Annotated in this window: 11 protein-coding genes, 5 tRNA genes and 3 pseudogenes; 9 read left to right on the top strand and 10 right to left on the bottom strand. The window is 59.2% G+C overall.

The window, feature by feature from the left end:
- Nucleotides 1–396 precede the first annotated feature (396 nt).
- Entirely contained in the window at nt 397–1,080 is a 684-nt protein-coding gene (locus RIFP1SYM_RS03585) for a hypothetical protein (RefSeq protein ID WP_005959755.1), read from the top strand.
- A gap of 202 nt (nt 1,081–1,282) precedes the next feature.
- Nucleotides 1,283–1,582: a hypothetical protein gene (locus RIFP1SYM_RS18960; RefSeq protein WP_420887024.1), complete on the top strand. Its 300-nt coding sequence runs from the start codon at nt 1,283–1,285 to the stop codon at nt 1,580–1,582.
- Here RIFP1SYM_RS18960 and RIFP1SYM_RS03580 read toward each other — a convergent pair.
- From RIFP1SYM_RS03580 to RIFP1SYM_RS03565, 4 genes are all read right to left on the bottom strand, one after another.
- Nucleotides 1,541–1,616: transfer RNA gene (locus RIFP1SYM_RS03580), tRNA-Lys, on the bottom strand. The genes RIFP1SYM_RS18960 and RIFP1SYM_RS03580 overlap by 42 nt on opposite strands.
- A gap of 54 nt (nt 1,617–1,670) precedes the next feature.
- Nucleotides 1,671–1,746, bottom strand: a tRNA-His gene (locus RIFP1SYM_RS03575).
- Nucleotides 1,747–1,774: 28 nt separating this feature from the next.
- Nucleotides 1,775–1,851: transfer RNA gene (locus tag RIFP1SYM_RS03570), tRNA-Arg, on the bottom strand.
- A 9-nt stretch (nt 1,852–1,860) separates the two neighbouring features.
- Nucleotides 1,861–1,937 (bottom strand) — tRNA-Pro (locus tag RIFP1SYM_RS03565).
- Nucleotides 1,938–2,111: 174 nt separating this feature from the next.
- Here RIFP1SYM_RS03565 and RIFP1SYM_RS03560 point away from each other — a divergent pair.
- Nucleotides 2,112–2,188 (top strand) — tRNA-Arg (locus RIFP1SYM_RS03560).
- Nucleotides 2,189–2,206: 18 nt separating this feature from the next.
- Nucleotides 2,207–2,656, top strand: a complete 450-nt coding sequence (locus RIFP1SYM_RS03555) for a thermonuclease family protein (protein ID WP_005959754.1) — start codon at nt 2,207–2,209, stop codon at nt 2,654–2,656.
- A 13-nt stretch (nt 2,657–2,669) separates the two neighbouring features.
- Here the strand turns inward: RIFP1SYM_RS03555 and RIFP1SYM_RS03550 are convergent, their stop codons facing one another.
- Nucleotides 2,670–2,891, bottom strand: a complete 222-nt coding sequence (locus RIFP1SYM_RS03550) for a hypothetical protein (RefSeq protein WP_006474759.1) — start codon at nt 2,889–2,891, stop codon at nt 2,670–2,672.
- Between the two features lie 171 nt (nt 2,892–3,062).
- On the opposite strand from RIFP1SYM_RS03550, the gene RIFP1SYM_RS03545 reads away from it, so the two are divergent.
- The 5 genes and pseudogenes from RIFP1SYM_RS03545 (at nt 3,063) to RIFP1SYM_RS03525 (ending at nt 10,330) form a co-directional block, all read left to right on the top strand.
- Nucleotides 3,063–5,915 (top strand): 2-oxoglutarate dehydrogenase E1 component, encoded by a 2,853-nt coding sequence (locus RIFP1SYM_RS03545; protein ID WP_050798699.1) that lies wholly within the window; start codon nt 3,063–3,065, stop codon nt 5,913–5,915.
- Nucleotides 5,912–7,084, top strand: coding sequence for a 2-oxoglutarate dehydrogenase complex dihydrolipoyllysine-residue succinyltransferase (odhB, locus tag RIFP1SYM_RS03540; RefSeq protein WP_005959751.1), 1,173 nt, complete (start codon nt 5,912–5,914; stop codon nt 7,082–7,084). Before RIFP1SYM_RS03545 ends, odhB begins: the two co-directional genes overlap by 4 nt.
- Before the next feature lie 30 nt (nt 7,085–7,114).
- Nucleotides 7,115–8,637 (top strand): annotated as a pseudogene (locus tag RIFP1SYM_RS03535) (fumarate hydratase).
- Nucleotides 8,638–8,641: 4 nt separating this feature from the next.
- Nucleotides 8,642–9,630 (top strand): annotated as a pseudogene (locus RIFP1SYM_RS03530) (oxidoreductase).
- A gap of 82 nt (nt 9,631–9,712) precedes the next feature.
- A complete protein-coding gene (locus RIFP1SYM_RS03525) occupies nt 9,713–10,330 on the top strand; it encodes a c-type cytochrome (RefSeq protein WP_005959746.1) in 618 nt (205 codons plus the stop codon).
- 169 nt (nt 10,331–10,499) lie between these two features.
- Here RIFP1SYM_RS03525 and RIFP1SYM_RS03520 read toward each other — a convergent pair whose 3' ends face one another.
- The 5 genes and pseudogenes from RIFP1SYM_RS03520 to RIFP1SYM_RS03490 form a co-directional block, all read right to left on the bottom strand.
- The gene (locus tag RIFP1SYM_RS03520) at nt 10,500–10,979 is read right to left on the bottom strand and encodes a type IV pilin protein (RefSeq protein ID WP_005959745.1); all 480 of its coding nucleotides are present in this window, start codon (nt 10,977–10,979) and stop codon (nt 10,500–10,502) included.
- Nucleotides 10,980–10,998: 19 nt separating this feature from the next.
- Nucleotides 10,999–11,364: a hypothetical protein gene (locus RIFP1SYM_RS03515; RefSeq protein ID WP_005959744.1), complete on the bottom strand. Its 366-nt coding sequence runs from the start codon at nt 11,362–11,364 to the stop codon at nt 10,999–11,001.
- A gap of 41 nt (nt 11,365–11,405) precedes the next feature.
- Nucleotides 11,406–13,216, bottom strand: a pseudogene (locus RIFP1SYM_RS03510) (pilus assembly protein).
- A 2,028-nt stretch (nt 13,217–15,244) separates the two neighbouring features.
- Complete coding sequence (locus RIFP1SYM_RS03495; RefSeq protein WP_005959740.1) at nt 15,245–15,925, bottom strand: pilus assembly PilX family protein; 681 nt, start codon at nt 15,923–15,925, stop codon at nt 15,245–15,247.
- The coding region (locus RIFP1SYM_RS03490) for a PilW family protein (RefSeq protein ID WP_139042048.1) at nt 15,922–16,653 on the bottom strand (732 nt) is incomplete at its 5' end. The genes RIFP1SYM_RS03495 and RIFP1SYM_RS03490, both read right to left, overlap by 4 nt.

The raw sequence follows: 16,653 nt of genomic DNA, 5'->3' as shown, positions 1-16,653 counted from the left end.
AATTCCGATGATAGAGGCTCCTTAACAACACTATGCACTCGGACTCGGAACTTGCCCGATATAGTGGGCACCTCATTAATTCTGGAGAATTAGAGGTGAACCATAAGAAATGAGTATGGCGACAAGCGGGGACAATAATGGCAGATATGGACGATGATCGGATCGAACTTCTGGAACGGCAACTCGCCGAGAGGGTAACCGAACGGGTCCGTTCCGCATTATTCCGGCTCTATGCAACTGTTGGGATTGGCCGTTATCGGTGCGCTCGGATTCGTAAGCTGGGATATTGTTTCTGACATCAAGTCCGAGATTAAATCGGAGATCGCAGATTCAATCGACAAAGAAATAAAAGCCAAGCGTGCCGAAATCACAGAACGGGTGGCCGAGACTTGATTCATGGCCAAGCGTGCTAACCAAGTCATCCAGCGCCTAGAAAAACAGCTAGATGAATTCCAACCTCAGGCGGAAAACCTAGATGAGACTATTGAAAGGGTAAAAGCACTAAATGTTACTGCACAGAATCTAATAGCCGTATATTCGCAAGAAATACAACCGCTTGCCTCAAGCGTAAAGTCCCTTTCAAGCCAACTGAAAGTGCTGGCGGAACAGGTGAATCAACTGAACACCATCACCACAGCCGCTGACTTTGGTTCCGAGAGTGAACTAGCACAAACACCAAATCAAAGAACCGCCGCTATTTTGACTGTAATTTCAGATGCCACGAAGGCAGAGCAGCGTCTCATACAGGCGCGCAACAAGACGACAGTGTTTTTCCAGTTCGCTGGAGGACATCGCGAACAGGCTGAGGCCCTGTCAGCCGCTCTAAAGGCAAAGGGCTACTATGTTCCTGGAGAGGACCGCGAAGGCGGAGCAGCCAGAAAGCATGAGGTCCGTTATTTCCATCTCGACGACAAGGAGACCGCAGAGCGCCTCGCGGATGAGGTCACCGCTGCCCTGCAAAGCTTAGGGTATTCTGATCACGACGTACTCAATGTCGTGGCGGAATCGTTCATCTCCTACCGCGGGAAGAAACCGCGTCCTGGCGTCGTTGAATTGTGGCTCGAAATTCCTCCAAGGTAGATTGGCGATGGAATGTCGACTAAATAGAGCAGCTTGTAAAACAATAAGGCGCTGAGGTTGCGGAGTTTTCCACCCGCAGGCTTTGGACCTATAGCCAGGAGCGGCTAAATATGATCTTGGGTAGGAGAACCGTGAAGGATAATCCTTCAGCTCTTGAGTCCGTTTACCTACACCCCAGATTCAGCTCTGTATCGTCCATCAGGTGCACCACTCCTTGCGTTACATCAACTGGAAGCAGCGCAAAAGAGTTGCTGCCAAGCCGCACTGGATTTACGCAACCGTAACATTGGCGAACACCGAACAAGTCCTCGATGCATTCGCCGATAAACGAGATGAGCACACCCGACTGTCAGCCAATCCTCGCACAGTAACTAGGAGCACAAGAACATATCCTTCGATCCCCCATCTCACAAAACAAAAAAGGCTTACATCAAAAAATGATGTAAGCCTTTTATTCTATTGGTGGGCCGTGAAGGATTCGAACCTTCGACCAATGGATTAAGAGTCCACTGCTCTACCAACTGAGCTAACGGCCCAATAAGCTGAATATTCTAACGGTTCGCAGCGTAGCTGAAAGCCGTATTGTCACCTGGGGTGGACGATGGGTCTCGAACCCACGACCGCCGGAATCACAATCCGGAGCTCTACCAACTGAGCTACGTCCACCATAAAACTGTCGTCGCCTGGAGCGAACTGGCACGCCCGGCAGGACTCGAACCTGCTACCCTCGGCTTAGAAGGCCGATGCTCTATCCAGATGAGCTACGGGCGCAGAGTTAATTGGTCGGGGTAGAGAGATTCGAACTCCCGACATCCTGCTCCCAAAGCAGGCGCGCTACCAGACTGCGCTATACCCCGAATCCTGGGCCTTGCCTCACAACCCACCCAGGGAGCGCGAAGAGCCGGCATCATACTGATCTGACTCGACCAGGTCAAATCTGTTTTTACTAGCCGCATCGGAATCTCTTTTTTCGGGCTTGCCCGATCACCTACCGCACGATAAACTACTGTTTCTTCTGATAATTGTTGCCTGCCCTCGTAGCTCAGCAGGATAGAGCAATCGCCTCCTAAGCGATAGGTCAGAGGTTCGAATCCTCTCGAGGGCGCCAATCTAAGGCTGAAGCGACATGCATCTTTTTTTGCTCTTTCTCCTGCTGCTGCCCGGGCTGGTCGCAGCAGAGACATCTGCCAGCATCACCGGCCAGGTCATCGCTGTCGAGAGCGGCAACCAGCTGCACCTTTCGACTCAAGATGGCCGGCAGCGCATTATTCTGCTGGCTCATATCGAACCACCAACCACCTCCCACTCGGCCAACAACGCCCGCAAGCTGCTCCAGACACTGGTCGCTGGACGTTTTGTCACGGTCATCTACTCATCACTGATGCCAGACGGCGCGCTGCTGGGAACGCTGTTTCATGGGGGAGCTGAGATTAATCTGCGAATGGTCCAGGCGGGACTTGCCAGATTTGTACCGGATTCGACGCTCGATCCAGCCCACGCTCGGCGTTATCGGCAGGCTGAGTCACGGGCACGTCAGTACGGTATGGGAATCTGGAAATCGGGGCGCAGGCGCTAGCAAAAACAGGGGGTTATCCAGCGCGCTCCGAGTCTCCGCGCAACCGGTCAATCATCTCCTGCAGTGAATCACACAACGCCAGATAGGCCTTGCGCTGGGCAACTTCATAAGCGGTACTAGGCTCTCCCACCAATTCGAGGCGAGCCTCAAAAAACGCCACATCGGCCTCCAGCGCAGCGGGATTAAGCCGCACCCAGGAGGCATCCGCAACGCCCGGTTTCTTCTTCTCAGACACCTGCCCCACCGTTGGCAGCACATGCAATTCGTCTATACATTACAGGAGCGGTTCCTATTTTTTCAGCAGCCCGACCCGTCCAAACCATGTTCGATCCCTGTGCTAACATCCTAACCAATAGGCGACAGCAAAACGCGGCATTATACCCATTTCCAGCCTTTTCATGCCGAGATTTGTCATTTGTTCACACAACTCCAAATCGATTCTGCTTACTCCGGTGCCAATGCAGCATTTATCGAGGCTCTATACGAAGAGTATCTTCGTGACCCGGAGAGCGTACCAGAGGACTGGCGAAGCCGGTTCGCACGGCTGAATAGACGCGAAGAGGTCGACACTCCACACGCCCCAGTCCGCGAGACCTTTCGCAAACTAGCTCGCGAGCGCGCCAACACCAGCTCAGCCCAACACTGCCTGTCGCCACTAGCGGCAGAACAGCAGACCGCAGTGCTCAGACTGATCAACGGCTACCGGGTGCGCGGTCATCAGAACGCCAACCTCGATCCACTCAAACTGCGCCCCCAACCCGCGGTCCCCGACCTCGACCCGGCCTTCCTGCAACTCGACCGGCTCGATCCCGCCACCCACTTCAACACCGGCTCCCTGGCGGCCCCCGACCGGATGCCGCTGAAACAGATCATCGAGCTAGTCCGGCGCGTCTACTGCGGCACCATCGGTGCGGAGTACATGCACATCACCAACACCCACGAGAAGCGTTGGATTCAGGAGCGTATCGAGGGCCGCCCCCGAATCGAGGGGGCCAGTGTCGATGAGAAACGCTGGCTACTGACCCTGCTCACCGCCGCCGAGGGGATCGAAAAACACCTCCACTCCCGCTACGTGGGGCAGAAGCGTTTCTCCCTCGAAGGCGGCGAGAGCCTGATCCCGCTGCTCGATGAGCTGATCCAGCACGCCGGGCGCAATGGAGTCGAAGAGACAGTGATCGGCATGGCCCATCGCGGCCGGATCAACGTGCTGACCAACATCCTCGGCAAGCCGCCACAGGAGATCTTCGACGAGTTCGAAGGCCGCATTGAGCGTGACCCAGCGCGCTACGTCGGTGACGTCAAATACCACCAGGGCTTCTCCACCGACATCGACACCCCCGGCGGCATCGTACATATCGCCCTCGGCTTCAACCCCTCCCATCTGGAGATCATCAACCCGGTGATCGAGGGCTCGGTGCGCGCCCGTCAGCAGCGCCGCGGCGATCGCAAGGGCGAACAGGTGCTGCCGGTGCAGATCCACGGCGACTCTGCCTTCGCCGGCCAAGGGGTGGTGATGGAGACCCTCAACCTCTCCCAGACCCGCGGCTTTAGCACCGGCGGCACCGTCCACATCATCATCAACAACCAGATCGGCTTCACCACCAGCAATCCCCTCGACACCCGCTCCACCCTCTACTGCACCGATGTAGCAAAGATGGTGCAGGCTCCCATCTTCCACGTGAATGGCGATGACCCGGAGGCGGTACTGTTTGTCACCCGACTGGCGCTCGACTTCCGTTTCCGCTTCAACAAGGACGTGCTGATCGACATGGTCTGCTACCGTCGCCTCGGCCACAATGAAGCGGACGAACCGGCGGTCACCCAGCCGGAGATGTATAAGAAGATCCGCCGCCATCCCACGGTGCGCGAGATCTACACTCAGCAACTGATAGCCGACAGCATCATCAGCCCATCCCAGGCCCAGGCAATGGTGGAAAACTATCGCAAATCACTGGAGCAGGGACGGGTGGTATCCCGCCCGGTGATCTGCGCGGTGAAGAACCGCTTTGCGGTGGACTGGAGGCATTTTCACAGTGTGGCCTGGACCTGCCCAGCCACGACCTCACTACCGACAGAGCAGTTCAAATCCCTCGCTCAGCGACTGCTCGAACTTCCCAGCGGGTTTGAACTGCACCCCCGAGTGGAGAAGATCTGGCGCGAGCGCCAGCGCATGGCCAACGGCGACCAGCTGATCGACTGGGGCTTCGGTGAGACCCTCGCCTACGCCTCGCTGCTCACCGAGGGCTGCCCGGTGCGCCTCTCCGGTCAGGATGCAGGGCGTGGCACCTTTTTTCACCGCCACGCGGTGATCCATAATCAGGTCGACGGCACTCCCCATATCCCCCTGCAGCATCTGGCCGACGACCAGGCAAACTTTCTGGTGATCGACTCACTGCTCTCGGAGGAGGCGGTGCTCGGCTACGAGTATGGCTACGCCACCGCCGAGCCTAACGCCCTGACCCTGTGGGAGGCCCAGTTCGGCGACTTCGCCAACGGCGCCCAGGTGGTGATCGACCAGTTCATCTCCTCCGGCGGCGAGAAGTGGGGGCTGCTGTGCGGCCTGGTGATGCTGCTGCCCCACGGCTACGAAGGCCAGGGCGCAGAACACTCCTCGGCCCGCCTGGAGCGCTATCTGCAGCTCTGCGCCAACGCCAACATGCAGGTCTGCGTGCCGACCACGCCAGCGCAGATATTTCATATGCTGCGGCGCCAAATCCTGCGCCCGTTCCGTCATCCGCTGATCGTGATGACACCGAAGAGCCTGCTACGCCACCGGCTCGCCACCTCCCCGATCCAGGCCTTTACCGAAGATGGCTTCCTCAACGTCATCGGCGAGATCGACGCAATCGACCCTGAATCAGTCAAGCGCATCGTGCTCTGCGCTGGGAAGCTCTATTATGAACTGCTGGAGACGCGCCGTTCCCGCGGCATCACCGACACCGCCATCATCCGCATCGAACAACTCTATCCCTTCCCCAGCGACGATTTCGCCCAAGCCATTGCCCCCTATCGAAACGCTGAGGAGCTAATCTGGTGCCAGGAGGAGCCGCTCAACCAGGGCGCCTGGAATCAGATCAAACACCGCTTTGCTGAGCAGGTTGCCGCTGGGCTGCGGCTCTGGTTTGTCGGCCGCCCACGCACCGCCGCACCGGCAGTGGGCTACCGCCCGGTGCATGTACAGCAGCAGCAGACCCTGATCGACGAGGCCCTCACAGGCCGCATCAACCCCGAGATGAATCCCATGGTGAATCAACTATGAGCCGAGAACTCCTGGTCCCCGAACTGCCCGAATCGGTGGCCGATGCCACCATCCTCAGCTGGCACAAACAACCGGGCGAGGCGATTACAGAGGGCGAATCCCTGGTCGACCTGGAGACCGACAAGGTAGTGCTCGAGGTGCCCTCCCCTGCCAGCGGCATACTCAGCGAGATTCGTGTTGCCGAGGGAGAGACGGTCAAGGCCAACGAGCTGCTAGCACTGATCGAGGTTGGCGAGTCAGCCGTCAGCAGCAAGGCTGAAACACCAATCAGCGAAGAGGAGCCGGCACTCTCCCCCGCGGTGCGCCGCCTGATCAATGAGCATCGGCTCGATTTTCATCAGATCACAGGCTCAGGCAAGCATGGGCGGATACTCAAGAGTGACGTGGAGGCCCACCTTGCAGCCAGTCGCCAGAGCGCCCCGCCTGCGCTAGCGGACTCCCACGAGACACTCGACATAATCGACAGCGACCGGCCGGAGCAGCGGGTGGCAATGACCCGGCTACGTCAGCGAATCGCAGAGCGGTTGCTGCAGGTGCAGCAGAGCGCCGCCATCCTCACCACCTTCAACGAGGTCAACCTGCAGACCGTCACCGAGCTGCGCGCCCGCTACCGGGAGCGCTTCGAACAACAGCACGAGGTGCGCCTCGGCTTCATGTCGTTCTTCGTCCGCGCGGCGGTAGAGGCACTGAAACAGTTCCCGGTGGTAAACGCCTCAGTGGACGGTAGCGACATCATCTACCACGGCTACTACGATATCGGCATCGCGGTCGCCTCACCGCGTGGCCTGGTGGTACCAATCCTGCGCAATGCCGATCAGCTCAGCTTTGCGCAGATCGAAAAGGGCATCAAGGCGTTCGGCCATAAGGCCAAGAGCGGCACCCTGAGCTTTGATGAACTCTCCGGCGGCACCTTCTCCATCACCAACGGTGGGGTGTTCGGCTCGATGCTCTCGACACCGATCCTCAACCCACCGCAGAGCGCAATCCTCGGCATGCATGTGATCCAGCAGCGGCCGGTGGCGGAGAACGGTAAGGTGGTGATCCGGCCGATGATGTATCTGGCACTCTCCTACGACCACCGCATCATCGATGGCAGCGAGGCGGTGCAGTTCCTGGTCACCATCAAACAACATCTGGAAGATCCGGCCAGGCTGCTGTTGCAGGTATAATGCGTCCATTCGCACAACAGGAGCCGTCGCATGACCACTATCCGCCAGGAAGACTTCATCCAGAGCATCGCCGACGCGCTGCAGTTCATCTCCTACTACCACCCCGCTGACTTTCTGCACGCCTTGGGCGAGGCCTGGGAGCGGGAGGAGTCCCCCGCCGCCAAAGATGCGATGGCGCAGATCCTGGTCAACTCACGGATGTGCGCCGAGGGCCACCGGCCAATCTGCCAGGATACCGGCATGGCCGTGGTGTTTCTCAAGATCGGCATGGAACTGCAGTGGGATGCGCAGATGAGCGTGGAAGCGATGGTCAACGAAGGGGTACGGCGCGCCTACAGCCACCCCGACAACCTGCTCCGCTACTCCATGGTCACAGACCCCGCCGGCGCCCGCACCAATACCAAGGACAACACCCCAGCGATCATCCACATGGAGCTGGTTCCCGGCGACAAACTGGAGGTGAAGCTGGCGGCGAAGGGGGGCGGCTCGGAGAACAAGAGCCGCTTTGCGGTGCTCACCCCCTCTGCCTCGGTGGTCGACTGGGTGCTGGAGCAGGTGCCACTGATGGGGGCCGGCTGGTGCCCACCGGGGATGCTCGGCATCGGCATCGGCGGCTCGGCAGAGAAGGCGATGCTGCTGGCGAAGGAGTCGCTGATGGCGCCGATCAACATCCACGAACTGCAGGCGCGTGGGCCCGCCAACCGCGCCGAGGAGCTGCGCCTGGAGCTGCATGAGAAGATAATGCGCTGGGCATCGGCGCCCAGGGACTAGGCGGACTAACCACGGTGCTGGACGTAAAGGTCAGCGACTACCCCACTCACGCCACCTCGCTGCCGGTGGCGATCATCCCCAACTGCGCCGCCACCCGGCATATCGAGTTCACCCTCGATGGCTCTGGCCCGGCCGAGCTGACCCCACCCCAAGCGGAGGATTGGCCCGCGGTCACCTGGGAGGCCTCCGACGACGCCCGCCGGGTCGATCTCAACAACCTGACCAAGGCAGAGATCGCCGACTGGCGGCCCGGCGAGCGCATCCTGCTCTCCGGCAAGCTGCTCACCGGCCGCGACGCCGCCCACAAGCGCATCGCTGATTTGCTAACCAGGGGCGAACCGCTACCCGATGGGGTCGACCTGCGGAACCGTTTCATCTACTACGTCGGCCCGGTTGATCCGGTGGGCGACGAGGTGGTCGGCCCCGCCGGTCCCACCACCGCCAGCCGCATGGACAAATTCTCCGAGATGATGCTGGGCGAGTTGGGGCTGATCGGCATGGTCGGCAAGTCGGAGCGCGGCCCGAGTGGCATCGAGTCGATCAAAAAGCACCAGGCGGTCTATCTGATGGCGGTGGGCGGCGCCGCTTATCTGGTCTCCAAGGCGATCCGCAGCTCGCGCCTGGTCGCCTTCGAGGAACTCGGCATGGAGGCGATCCGCGAGTTCGAGGTGAAAGACTTCCCGGTCACCGTGGCGGTGGATAGCCGGGGTGAGTCAGTCCATACCAGCGGCCCTGCCGAGTGGCGGGCGCGGATCGGCAAGATCCCAGTGATTGAGGAGTAGCAAGATGCCCCACTACAACGCCTTCCGCATCCACAACGATCAGGGTAAACACAGCGCCGGCATCGAGCAGCTCGAGGTGGTCGAACCCGAGCAAGGCGAGATCCTGATCCGCACCCGTTACTCCAGTATCAACTACAAAGATGCCCTGGCAGGTACCGGGCGCGGCAAGATCCTGCACCATTTCCCGCTCACCGGCGGCATCGACAGCTGTGGCGAGGTGGCACAGTCGAACGATCCGCGCTTCAGCGAGGGGGACGAGGTGATCGTCACCGGCTATGGCCTCTCCGCCACCGACGACGGCGGCTATGCCGAATACCTGAAGGTTCCAGCAGAGTGGGCGGTGCCCATGCCGGAGGGATTGGGGCCTCTCGAGTCGATGGCGCTGGGCACTGCTGGCTTCACCGCCGCGCTGGCGCTGCACCGCATGGAGGCCAACGGTCAGACCCCGGAGATGGGGCCGATCCTGGTCACCGGCGCCAGCGGTGGGGTTGGCAGCCTGGCGGTGAATATCTTCGACGGCGAAGGCTATGCGGTGACGGCTGTCAGCGGCAAGCCGCAGCAGCATGCCTGGCTGGAGCATCTGGGCGCCAGCGAGGTAATCACCCCGAGCAGTTGCAACTGGGGCATCATGCCTTGGAGAAAGGGGTCTGGGGCGGAATTGTCGACACGGTGGGCGGTGCCATGCTCTCCGGCCTGACCCGGTCGGTGCGGCCCTGGGGCTCCATTGCTGCTATTGGTCTGGCCGGCGGCCACGAACTCAATACCACGGTGATGCCGTTCATTCTCCGTGGTATCAGCCTGCTCGGCATCAACAGCGCTGACTGCCCCTATTCGATTCGCGAAGAGATCTGGCAACGGCTTGCCACAGACCTGCACCCGCGCCATCTGGAGGATATTGTCGGCCAGGTTGTAACTCTGGAAGAGCTGCCCAAAATCTTCGAAAAGATGCTCAATGGCGAGACCCACGGACGCACACTGGTTCAAACAAATTGAGACTAATCAACAATCAGAGGGAATTTTTAAGTATACTACTACCCTTAAAGTAGTAGAGTGGAGTCCATGACCAAGCAGTACCATGATCAGGATAAAACCGAACATCGCTGTCGTCAGCACCCTGTTGCTGCTGGCCTCAATACCCATCACCACTCAGGCAGACCTGCCCGCACTCACTGATAAGTGTCTAGAGTGCCACGGCACAGCAGGTAACAGCGATCGCCCCCAGATCCCATCGATTGCTGGCTTCTCCACCAACAACCTGCTCGACTCCCTGCTCTCTTACAAGTATGGCGACCGGAAGGGAAAGAGCATTCAAACCCCCCACCTGGGCAAGACCGACATGAACCGGGTCACCCAATCCCTGAGGCCGGAAGAGATCAAAGCGCTGGGTGAGTTTTTTGCCAAGCAGCCATTCAGGCCAGCAACACAGAAGTATGACGCGGATCTGGCTGCGCTGGGCGCGCGTATCCACGAAGAGAAGTGCGAAGAGTGCCACCATGATGGCGGCGCCTTTCCTGAGGACGACACCGGTATCATCGCCGGTCAGTGGAAACCCTATCTGGAGCGGCAGTTCGAGCTGTTCATCGCAAACGCACGCCCAACCACCAAAAAGATGGCGCGCCGCTTCAACACACTCGATGAGAGCGACCGGCGCGCCTTGGTTGAATTCTATGCCAGCCGCCAACAGATCAACTGAGGTCTATAACACCGCATCGGGCTGCGGGTCACCCTCTTCCCAACCCGGCAATTGAACATGGCACATGTATAGGTTGGGCTGCGCCCAACACCATCCTTGATTCAATCTATGATACGCGGCGGCCACCAGCCGCCCTATATCTGAGCCCGGCGGCCCTCACCCTAAGGCCCTACCAGCACCTGGCCGTATTGTCATCGCCAGCACTATTCGTCGCCGACTTGGCCCCCGTCTCAGTGATCGTGAAGGTATCGCAGTCAGTATCGCCGCTATCTCCCGCCTGGGCACCGACACGAGTAGCGGTGATGCTGTAGTCGGGAGTGGCAGCATCCCCATCGGGATCAAGGGTGATGCTGAAACTGTAGTAGTCAGGATTGCCATCCACATCGTTATCGTAATCGAGTTCGCTCATGATCTTGGTGAATTCGTTGCCCAGAGCCACCTGAGAGGCATAGCTGCCGTTCAGAGCGTAGAAGCGTTCTTCCGCCATCGCCAACCGCATCAGGCCGCTGCGCGCATCCACCCGGCGGGCCTTCTGCAACTGTTCGCTGTAGAGCGGATAGCCAATGCCCACCAGAATCACCAGCACCGCAATGGTGATCATCAGTTCGATCAGGGTGAAGCCCTGGTTGGCGCGATCAAATCTCATCATTGTCTCTCCTTATCCCGGCCTATTGGCGGCGGATCTCCAGCACTTCCCGCAGGCCATTTTTATCTTCTCCACGAGTCACCAGGGCCTTGATCGCTTCACCCTGACGCAGGTCAGAGAGCAGCCCCAGCTTCTTCGATGTGCCCACCACCCTGAGCTTTCTCGACATAGAAAAGACGGTATCATCAATCCAGATCCGTCGTCTCTTGAGGTTAACCCCATCAAAGGGACCAGAGATCTCGACTCCCTGCGCCGCAGGCATACCCGGCATGCCTGCCATGGGCCTGACCGCATAGTTGCCTGCCACAGCAGGCAACGCCGCACTCATCAGCAAGGCCGCCGCCAGCAGCCAGCAGCCTCGGCCTATTCTGCGCTTATTGCCATTCATGTGCTTCTCCTATCCAACTGGCCCGATGCCGGCCAAGCAGATCAAAACTGGTAGTGGGCCCAGGATGAGCGGGTGCCTGTACTGCTGCCACCCTGCACATCCATCGAATCGACGGTCACATTGTCGCTACCACCACCGCCTCCGCCACCATTAGCATCATTTTGCTCCCGGTCGGTGGGCAGCTCGATAGTGCCCTCCTCACCGGGACCCGACTTCACGATCGAGGGCTGCCACCAGATATTGTCAGACTTCACACCTGCCACCTCTCTGCCGTTCACCGTGTCTTCCGCGCCATAATTGCTGTTACCCGAGACATCGAGGGCTACAAAACTAGGCTCACCGCCACTGGCAAGATCATGCACCATCAACCAGCTGTAGCCAGCACCGGTGCCGCATAGATTCTCCGCCGGCACAAGGGTGGTATAGAAAACCAGATCACCGAAGATGCCTGGATTGACAATGACCCGCTCTCTACTGTTGGAGGAGGCTGTGTTGAAATCGACATACCAGCCCTTCTTTGTATCATAATCGACCGGATTGCTGCTCAGCAGGCGCACCGTCAACTCAACGGCATCCGCCCCCTCACCGAAGGTTTGCAGGGACTCTTCAAGGGTCTGCTCGATCAGTTGGTCTCTTGAATTGGTCAGGACCCCGTCCAAACCCAGAGTGCCGACGCTCGCACCCGCATCCCAGACACCGTAGAAGCTCTGCACACCGGTGCTGCTGGGGTCACCCTCCGCGACATACTGACCAGTACCGATGAACACCATCACGTTGGGCTCGGTGGAGAGGCCCCGTTCGGTTGGGTGGAAAGCCACCGCCGGCTGGGTGGTGATCGGTTGTCTGTTACCGAATTCATCCTGAGCGCTGAACAGCCGGTAGTGTTGATCCGCATCATCCCAGCGGGCCGAGGTGGCATTGGAGATATCGAACACCCAGAGATTGCCATGCAGATCACCAACATAGACCCGGTCGGCAATACCATCGCCGTTCAGATCGATCACCGACGGGGTGGAGAGACCGTTGCAGTCACTGGCCGCACTCTGGCAATCACCATTGACGATCGACCCCACTCCGGTGTCGATCACAATCTCTGATGGTAAAGCGTTGTCGAGGAACTTGATAAACAGTTTGGCCCTGCCATCAGATGCTGGTCCCGGCTCATAGCCACTGCCGAAGATGACCGCCCAGCGTCCAGTATTCACCCCATCCACAATGGGGCCGTTGGTCTTGACGATGGTCGGTTCGCTGTAGGTATAGCCCAGATCATCATGGGTGAACTCCCAAAGCACATTCGCTGCAGCGCCGGCAGTAGTAGTGAACTCACTGGGATCGGAGACATCCAGGGCGAAAAAGCCACGGCCACCACCGCGCACCCACCCACCAGAATGGTGTGCCAACTCGCACCGGCACCATCACCGGTATCGATGAACACATCCGCCACCGTCGGCGTCATATCGACATAGTAGCGGTGGCTATAGCCCTGCTCAGCCAGCCAATGCAGCCCTTTACCGGTCGCGCTGGAGAACAGCTGCTGCGGAAAGTAACCGAACACCTCCTCACCATCCTCTGCACGGAAGCCGTGCAGCATGCCGTCATTGGCCCCCACATAGACCATCGGGATACGATTGGCTGCATCAACATTTGCCCACTGATAGTAGGAGTTAACACCGCCCCCCTCTATGCCGTCGGGATAGAGCCCAGGATTGGGGGCTCCAACAAACACCGGCGAGGAGTGGATGATGTCACCGAGCAGACCGCCGCGCGCACGGAACTGGCCGCTACTGTCNACCTTCGTTGGCGGTTGCTCCAGCCAGATAGGCAACCAGACTCTCGCCAAACGCTTGTTCATCGGCAAAACTGGAGCGATCGGTATCGGCCGCCAGGATATCGGCCACCTGGGCAGCGGTCATCTCGTTTGCTGCCGGTGCGGTATAGTCCGCCGGAAAGGCAAACGGGATACCACCGGTGTCATTGCGAGTGATCAGCACCCGTGGTGAAGCACGGTTTGCCAGCAGCTCATGGGCAGCCCAGACATCCGCCCCCACACCATTGGCATCGATAACGGCGGCATAGAGTTCGCCACTCCAATCTGATGAGTTGAAGCGCCCCTGAAAGATCCTGCCACCACCGCTGACATCCACCGTGTCCACCGCCACCGCTGCCGCCGAAGAGGAGTCGCGGGAGGTGATCTCCTGAATCGCCCGGTTGAGGCTGGCGATCAGGTCTTCGGGATTCTTCGCATTGAGATAAAGGCCACGACCGTTCCAGGCGGCGTGCAGCATGTCATCCACGGCGGTGCTTGTATCGCCGACAGCCTCCGGCCAGCCGGTGGCGAGAGTCGGGTCGCACTCGCTGGGCCAGTTCTGGGTGGCCAGGCTGTCGGTACGGTTACCGGGCAGACAGTCGCTGCCATCTGCCTTTTTCAAGGGGATGTTGCCGGTGACGCCAAAGGCCACCGTGAAGGTCACCAGATGTTGTTGTGGATTACTGTCCGTACCAATATCGAGATCAACCTCACCCACATTATTGGCAAGATTCCCGTTCAGATCCCGCTCATAGTAGTGCATGGCGACATCAGCCAGGGTGTTGCTGAAGGCATCGCCATAGGAGGCCTGATCATAGCCTCCAGGCACACCATCATTGTCGGCATTGCCCACGCCGGGGTCATCCCCGTTCCAGAAGCCATCGGAGAGCAGCACTGCAAAATTCTGCTGGCAGGTGCCGCCCAGATCGGCCTTTAAGATCGGCGAAAAGCCGTTGGCGCTGTTTGGATCATCACCCAGCGTGAAGCCAAACAGATCTCTATCTGCCCCGCTTGAGCCGATGAAATACTCACCGACCCGGGCCAAGCCGCGGCGCAGCGGTGTCGAACCACCGACTCGGCCGCGCAGCAGGTTCGCCATGATCTGAGCCTTGTTGGCCGTCTCGGTGGCATTATTATCGGGGTTGGTAAACGTATCCACCGAGGCGACCGGGGTGCCTACCTCACGTGAACCACTGCCCGGCACACTATCGTTCTGATTGATCAGCCCCAAGCCGAGGCGAGCCCGCGAATCTTCGATCACCTCGGAGATCGCCCGCTTCATTACATAGTGGCGTTTACGATAGTAGCTAAACCAATTAGCGAAATTGGTCTGCTGCTCAGCGGTGAGATCGGTATTGACCCAGACCCTCGCGTTATCGTCAGCAATGGGGCACTCACCCTCGTCATACTCCCCATCACCATCTGCATCGTTCCAAGGGTAGTAGAAGACACCGCCGGGGTTGAATTCGCTGGTCAGGTCGCACGTATAGCCCGCATTACCTGTAGTATCTTTGATGTCTTTGGCGCTACCAGCGAATGAAAAGTTATTGCTGGTCGACTCACAGCTTAGGCCGGCCCTGGCCTCACCGGTAAAGGGGTGGATCCGGGCATTGGTGATCGACTGGTCGGTGAAGGCGTTTCCATCGATATCGACACCACGCCAAGGGGTATAGGTCTTACTCGGATCATAGGCCATGACGTTGAAGCCGGCGCACAGGGTTAGTTTGGCGTACTCCCGCTCCGTAGCGCTAAACGAATCATGGTAAGGATTGAAACGGATGTTGTAGCGGTTGTAAGTACGGGGTGACCACCTGTTGGTATCGACCCCCTCCCGAAACAACACTTCCCAACTCATACTTCCCGAGTCGTCGAGCATGAAGAAGATATTCGGCTGCACTGATTGCGCCAGAAACAGTGGAACCTGCGCCAGCGGACCGGGGGCCGCCTGCCCTTGGCTGCTGCAGATCACCAACAGTGCGGCGCCAGCCAGACGCGAAAAACGGCGTGCGGAAACGGCCCGCCAGCTTGGTCGATAGGTCTGTCTGCTTTTCATTCCGCCCTCCTCCTATTTATTCACAAGGGCATCAAAACGTGGCTCTGCAACACCTGCCGGGCGGCGCGGTCCTGCCCCCAGCCGATGGCGGTGATGCGAAAGGCCTGCCTGGCACTGGTACTGGCACTCACCTTGCCCATGGTCAGATCGATCTTGACGTCGGCCGGACCGACATACTCGATGATAAAGCGTGGCTGCTGTGCCACCTGTTGGTCGAAGCTGGGCAGCACTCCGGTACCCAAGTCATCCTGTCCCAGGGTGACATAGCCCTTGCCAAGCGGGCAGGTGGGAGGACTCGCATCGTTGCACCAGTGCTCCTCACGGATCGGATCGAATCTGCAGCCGCCCGACTCGGTGCCGGCACAGATCCGGTCTGAGTCTTCCGCCTGTAGTGGCGGGGAGATATTGACCGTATGCCGCATCGCCGAATAGAGGCCGGTGCTACCACTCTTGAAACTACTCAGGTTTGCCGTGCTGGTGATGTTGGCCGTCAGCCAGCGCTCCGCCACTCGCAGCGCCACCTCCGCCGCCTGCAACGCGGTATTCGACTGATGGAAGTTGCCCGCCATGCGCTGTTCCAGCACCGAGTTGCCGATGCCCGAGATGCCCAACACGGTCATTATCACCAGCAGCATCAGCGCCAGCACCAGCACCGCGCCACGCTGCTGCCGATGCGGTTTGATTACGGATGGAAACCTCATATGGTGCCTCCACGGTTACGCAGTTTGATGGTGAAGGTGAACTCGCGGGTCTCATCGTCGGCCATCTTGCCTTGGCTATCCGCCACAGGCGTGCCCGGATTGATCTCGAGAAAGATCCGCAGACTGGTGATTAAATCGAGATTGGCACTGCCCACTGAGTCCCAGTCGGTATATCGATCGGCAGAGCCATCATTGTCCTGATCCACCCCATAGGTGATCTGAAAATCCTGCACCCCGGCAATCAGCAGCTGCCGCTCGCCCCCCAGGCGTGTGGCAAACAGGCCGCTAATCTTGCTACCGACCGGCCCCGTGGCGAGCACCTGATAGTTGACCGCCTCCATCTCGTAGACCGTGGCGGCCGAGAAGCGGGTATCACCAAATACATGCTGGATCCCCGCCTCACTATTGCTGACGTTATTGAGGGTGGTGTTTGTGTCGTGGGCCAGCAGACCGCTGTTGCCCGGATCATTGGTCAACATGAAGATCGCCAGCGCGTCACAGTCGCTAACGGAGATGATATCCCCCGCCTCCAGCTCACTGTATGTGGCCACATTCTGGTCGACTGGCACCGATCCGGTCTGTGAACCCATACTCGTGGTAACCGGCACTGCCACCCCCGCCTTGGCGTAGTGCATGGTCAGCGAATCGGGAGCACCGCTGGCACCCTCCACACCGATCAGCGGCTGCGCGAAGTCATAGAGAGGCGTCTTCCAGTCATCGCCACCAGA

This window comes from endosymbiont of Riftia pachyptila (vent Ph05) (assembly GCF_000224455.1).
GTDB lineage: Bacteria > Pseudomonadota > Gammaproteobacteria > Chromatiales > Chromatiaceae > Endoriftia > Endoriftia persephonae.
Note: the sequence above shows the minus strand (reverse complement) of the source record. Positions and strands in the feature narration are given on the sequence as shown.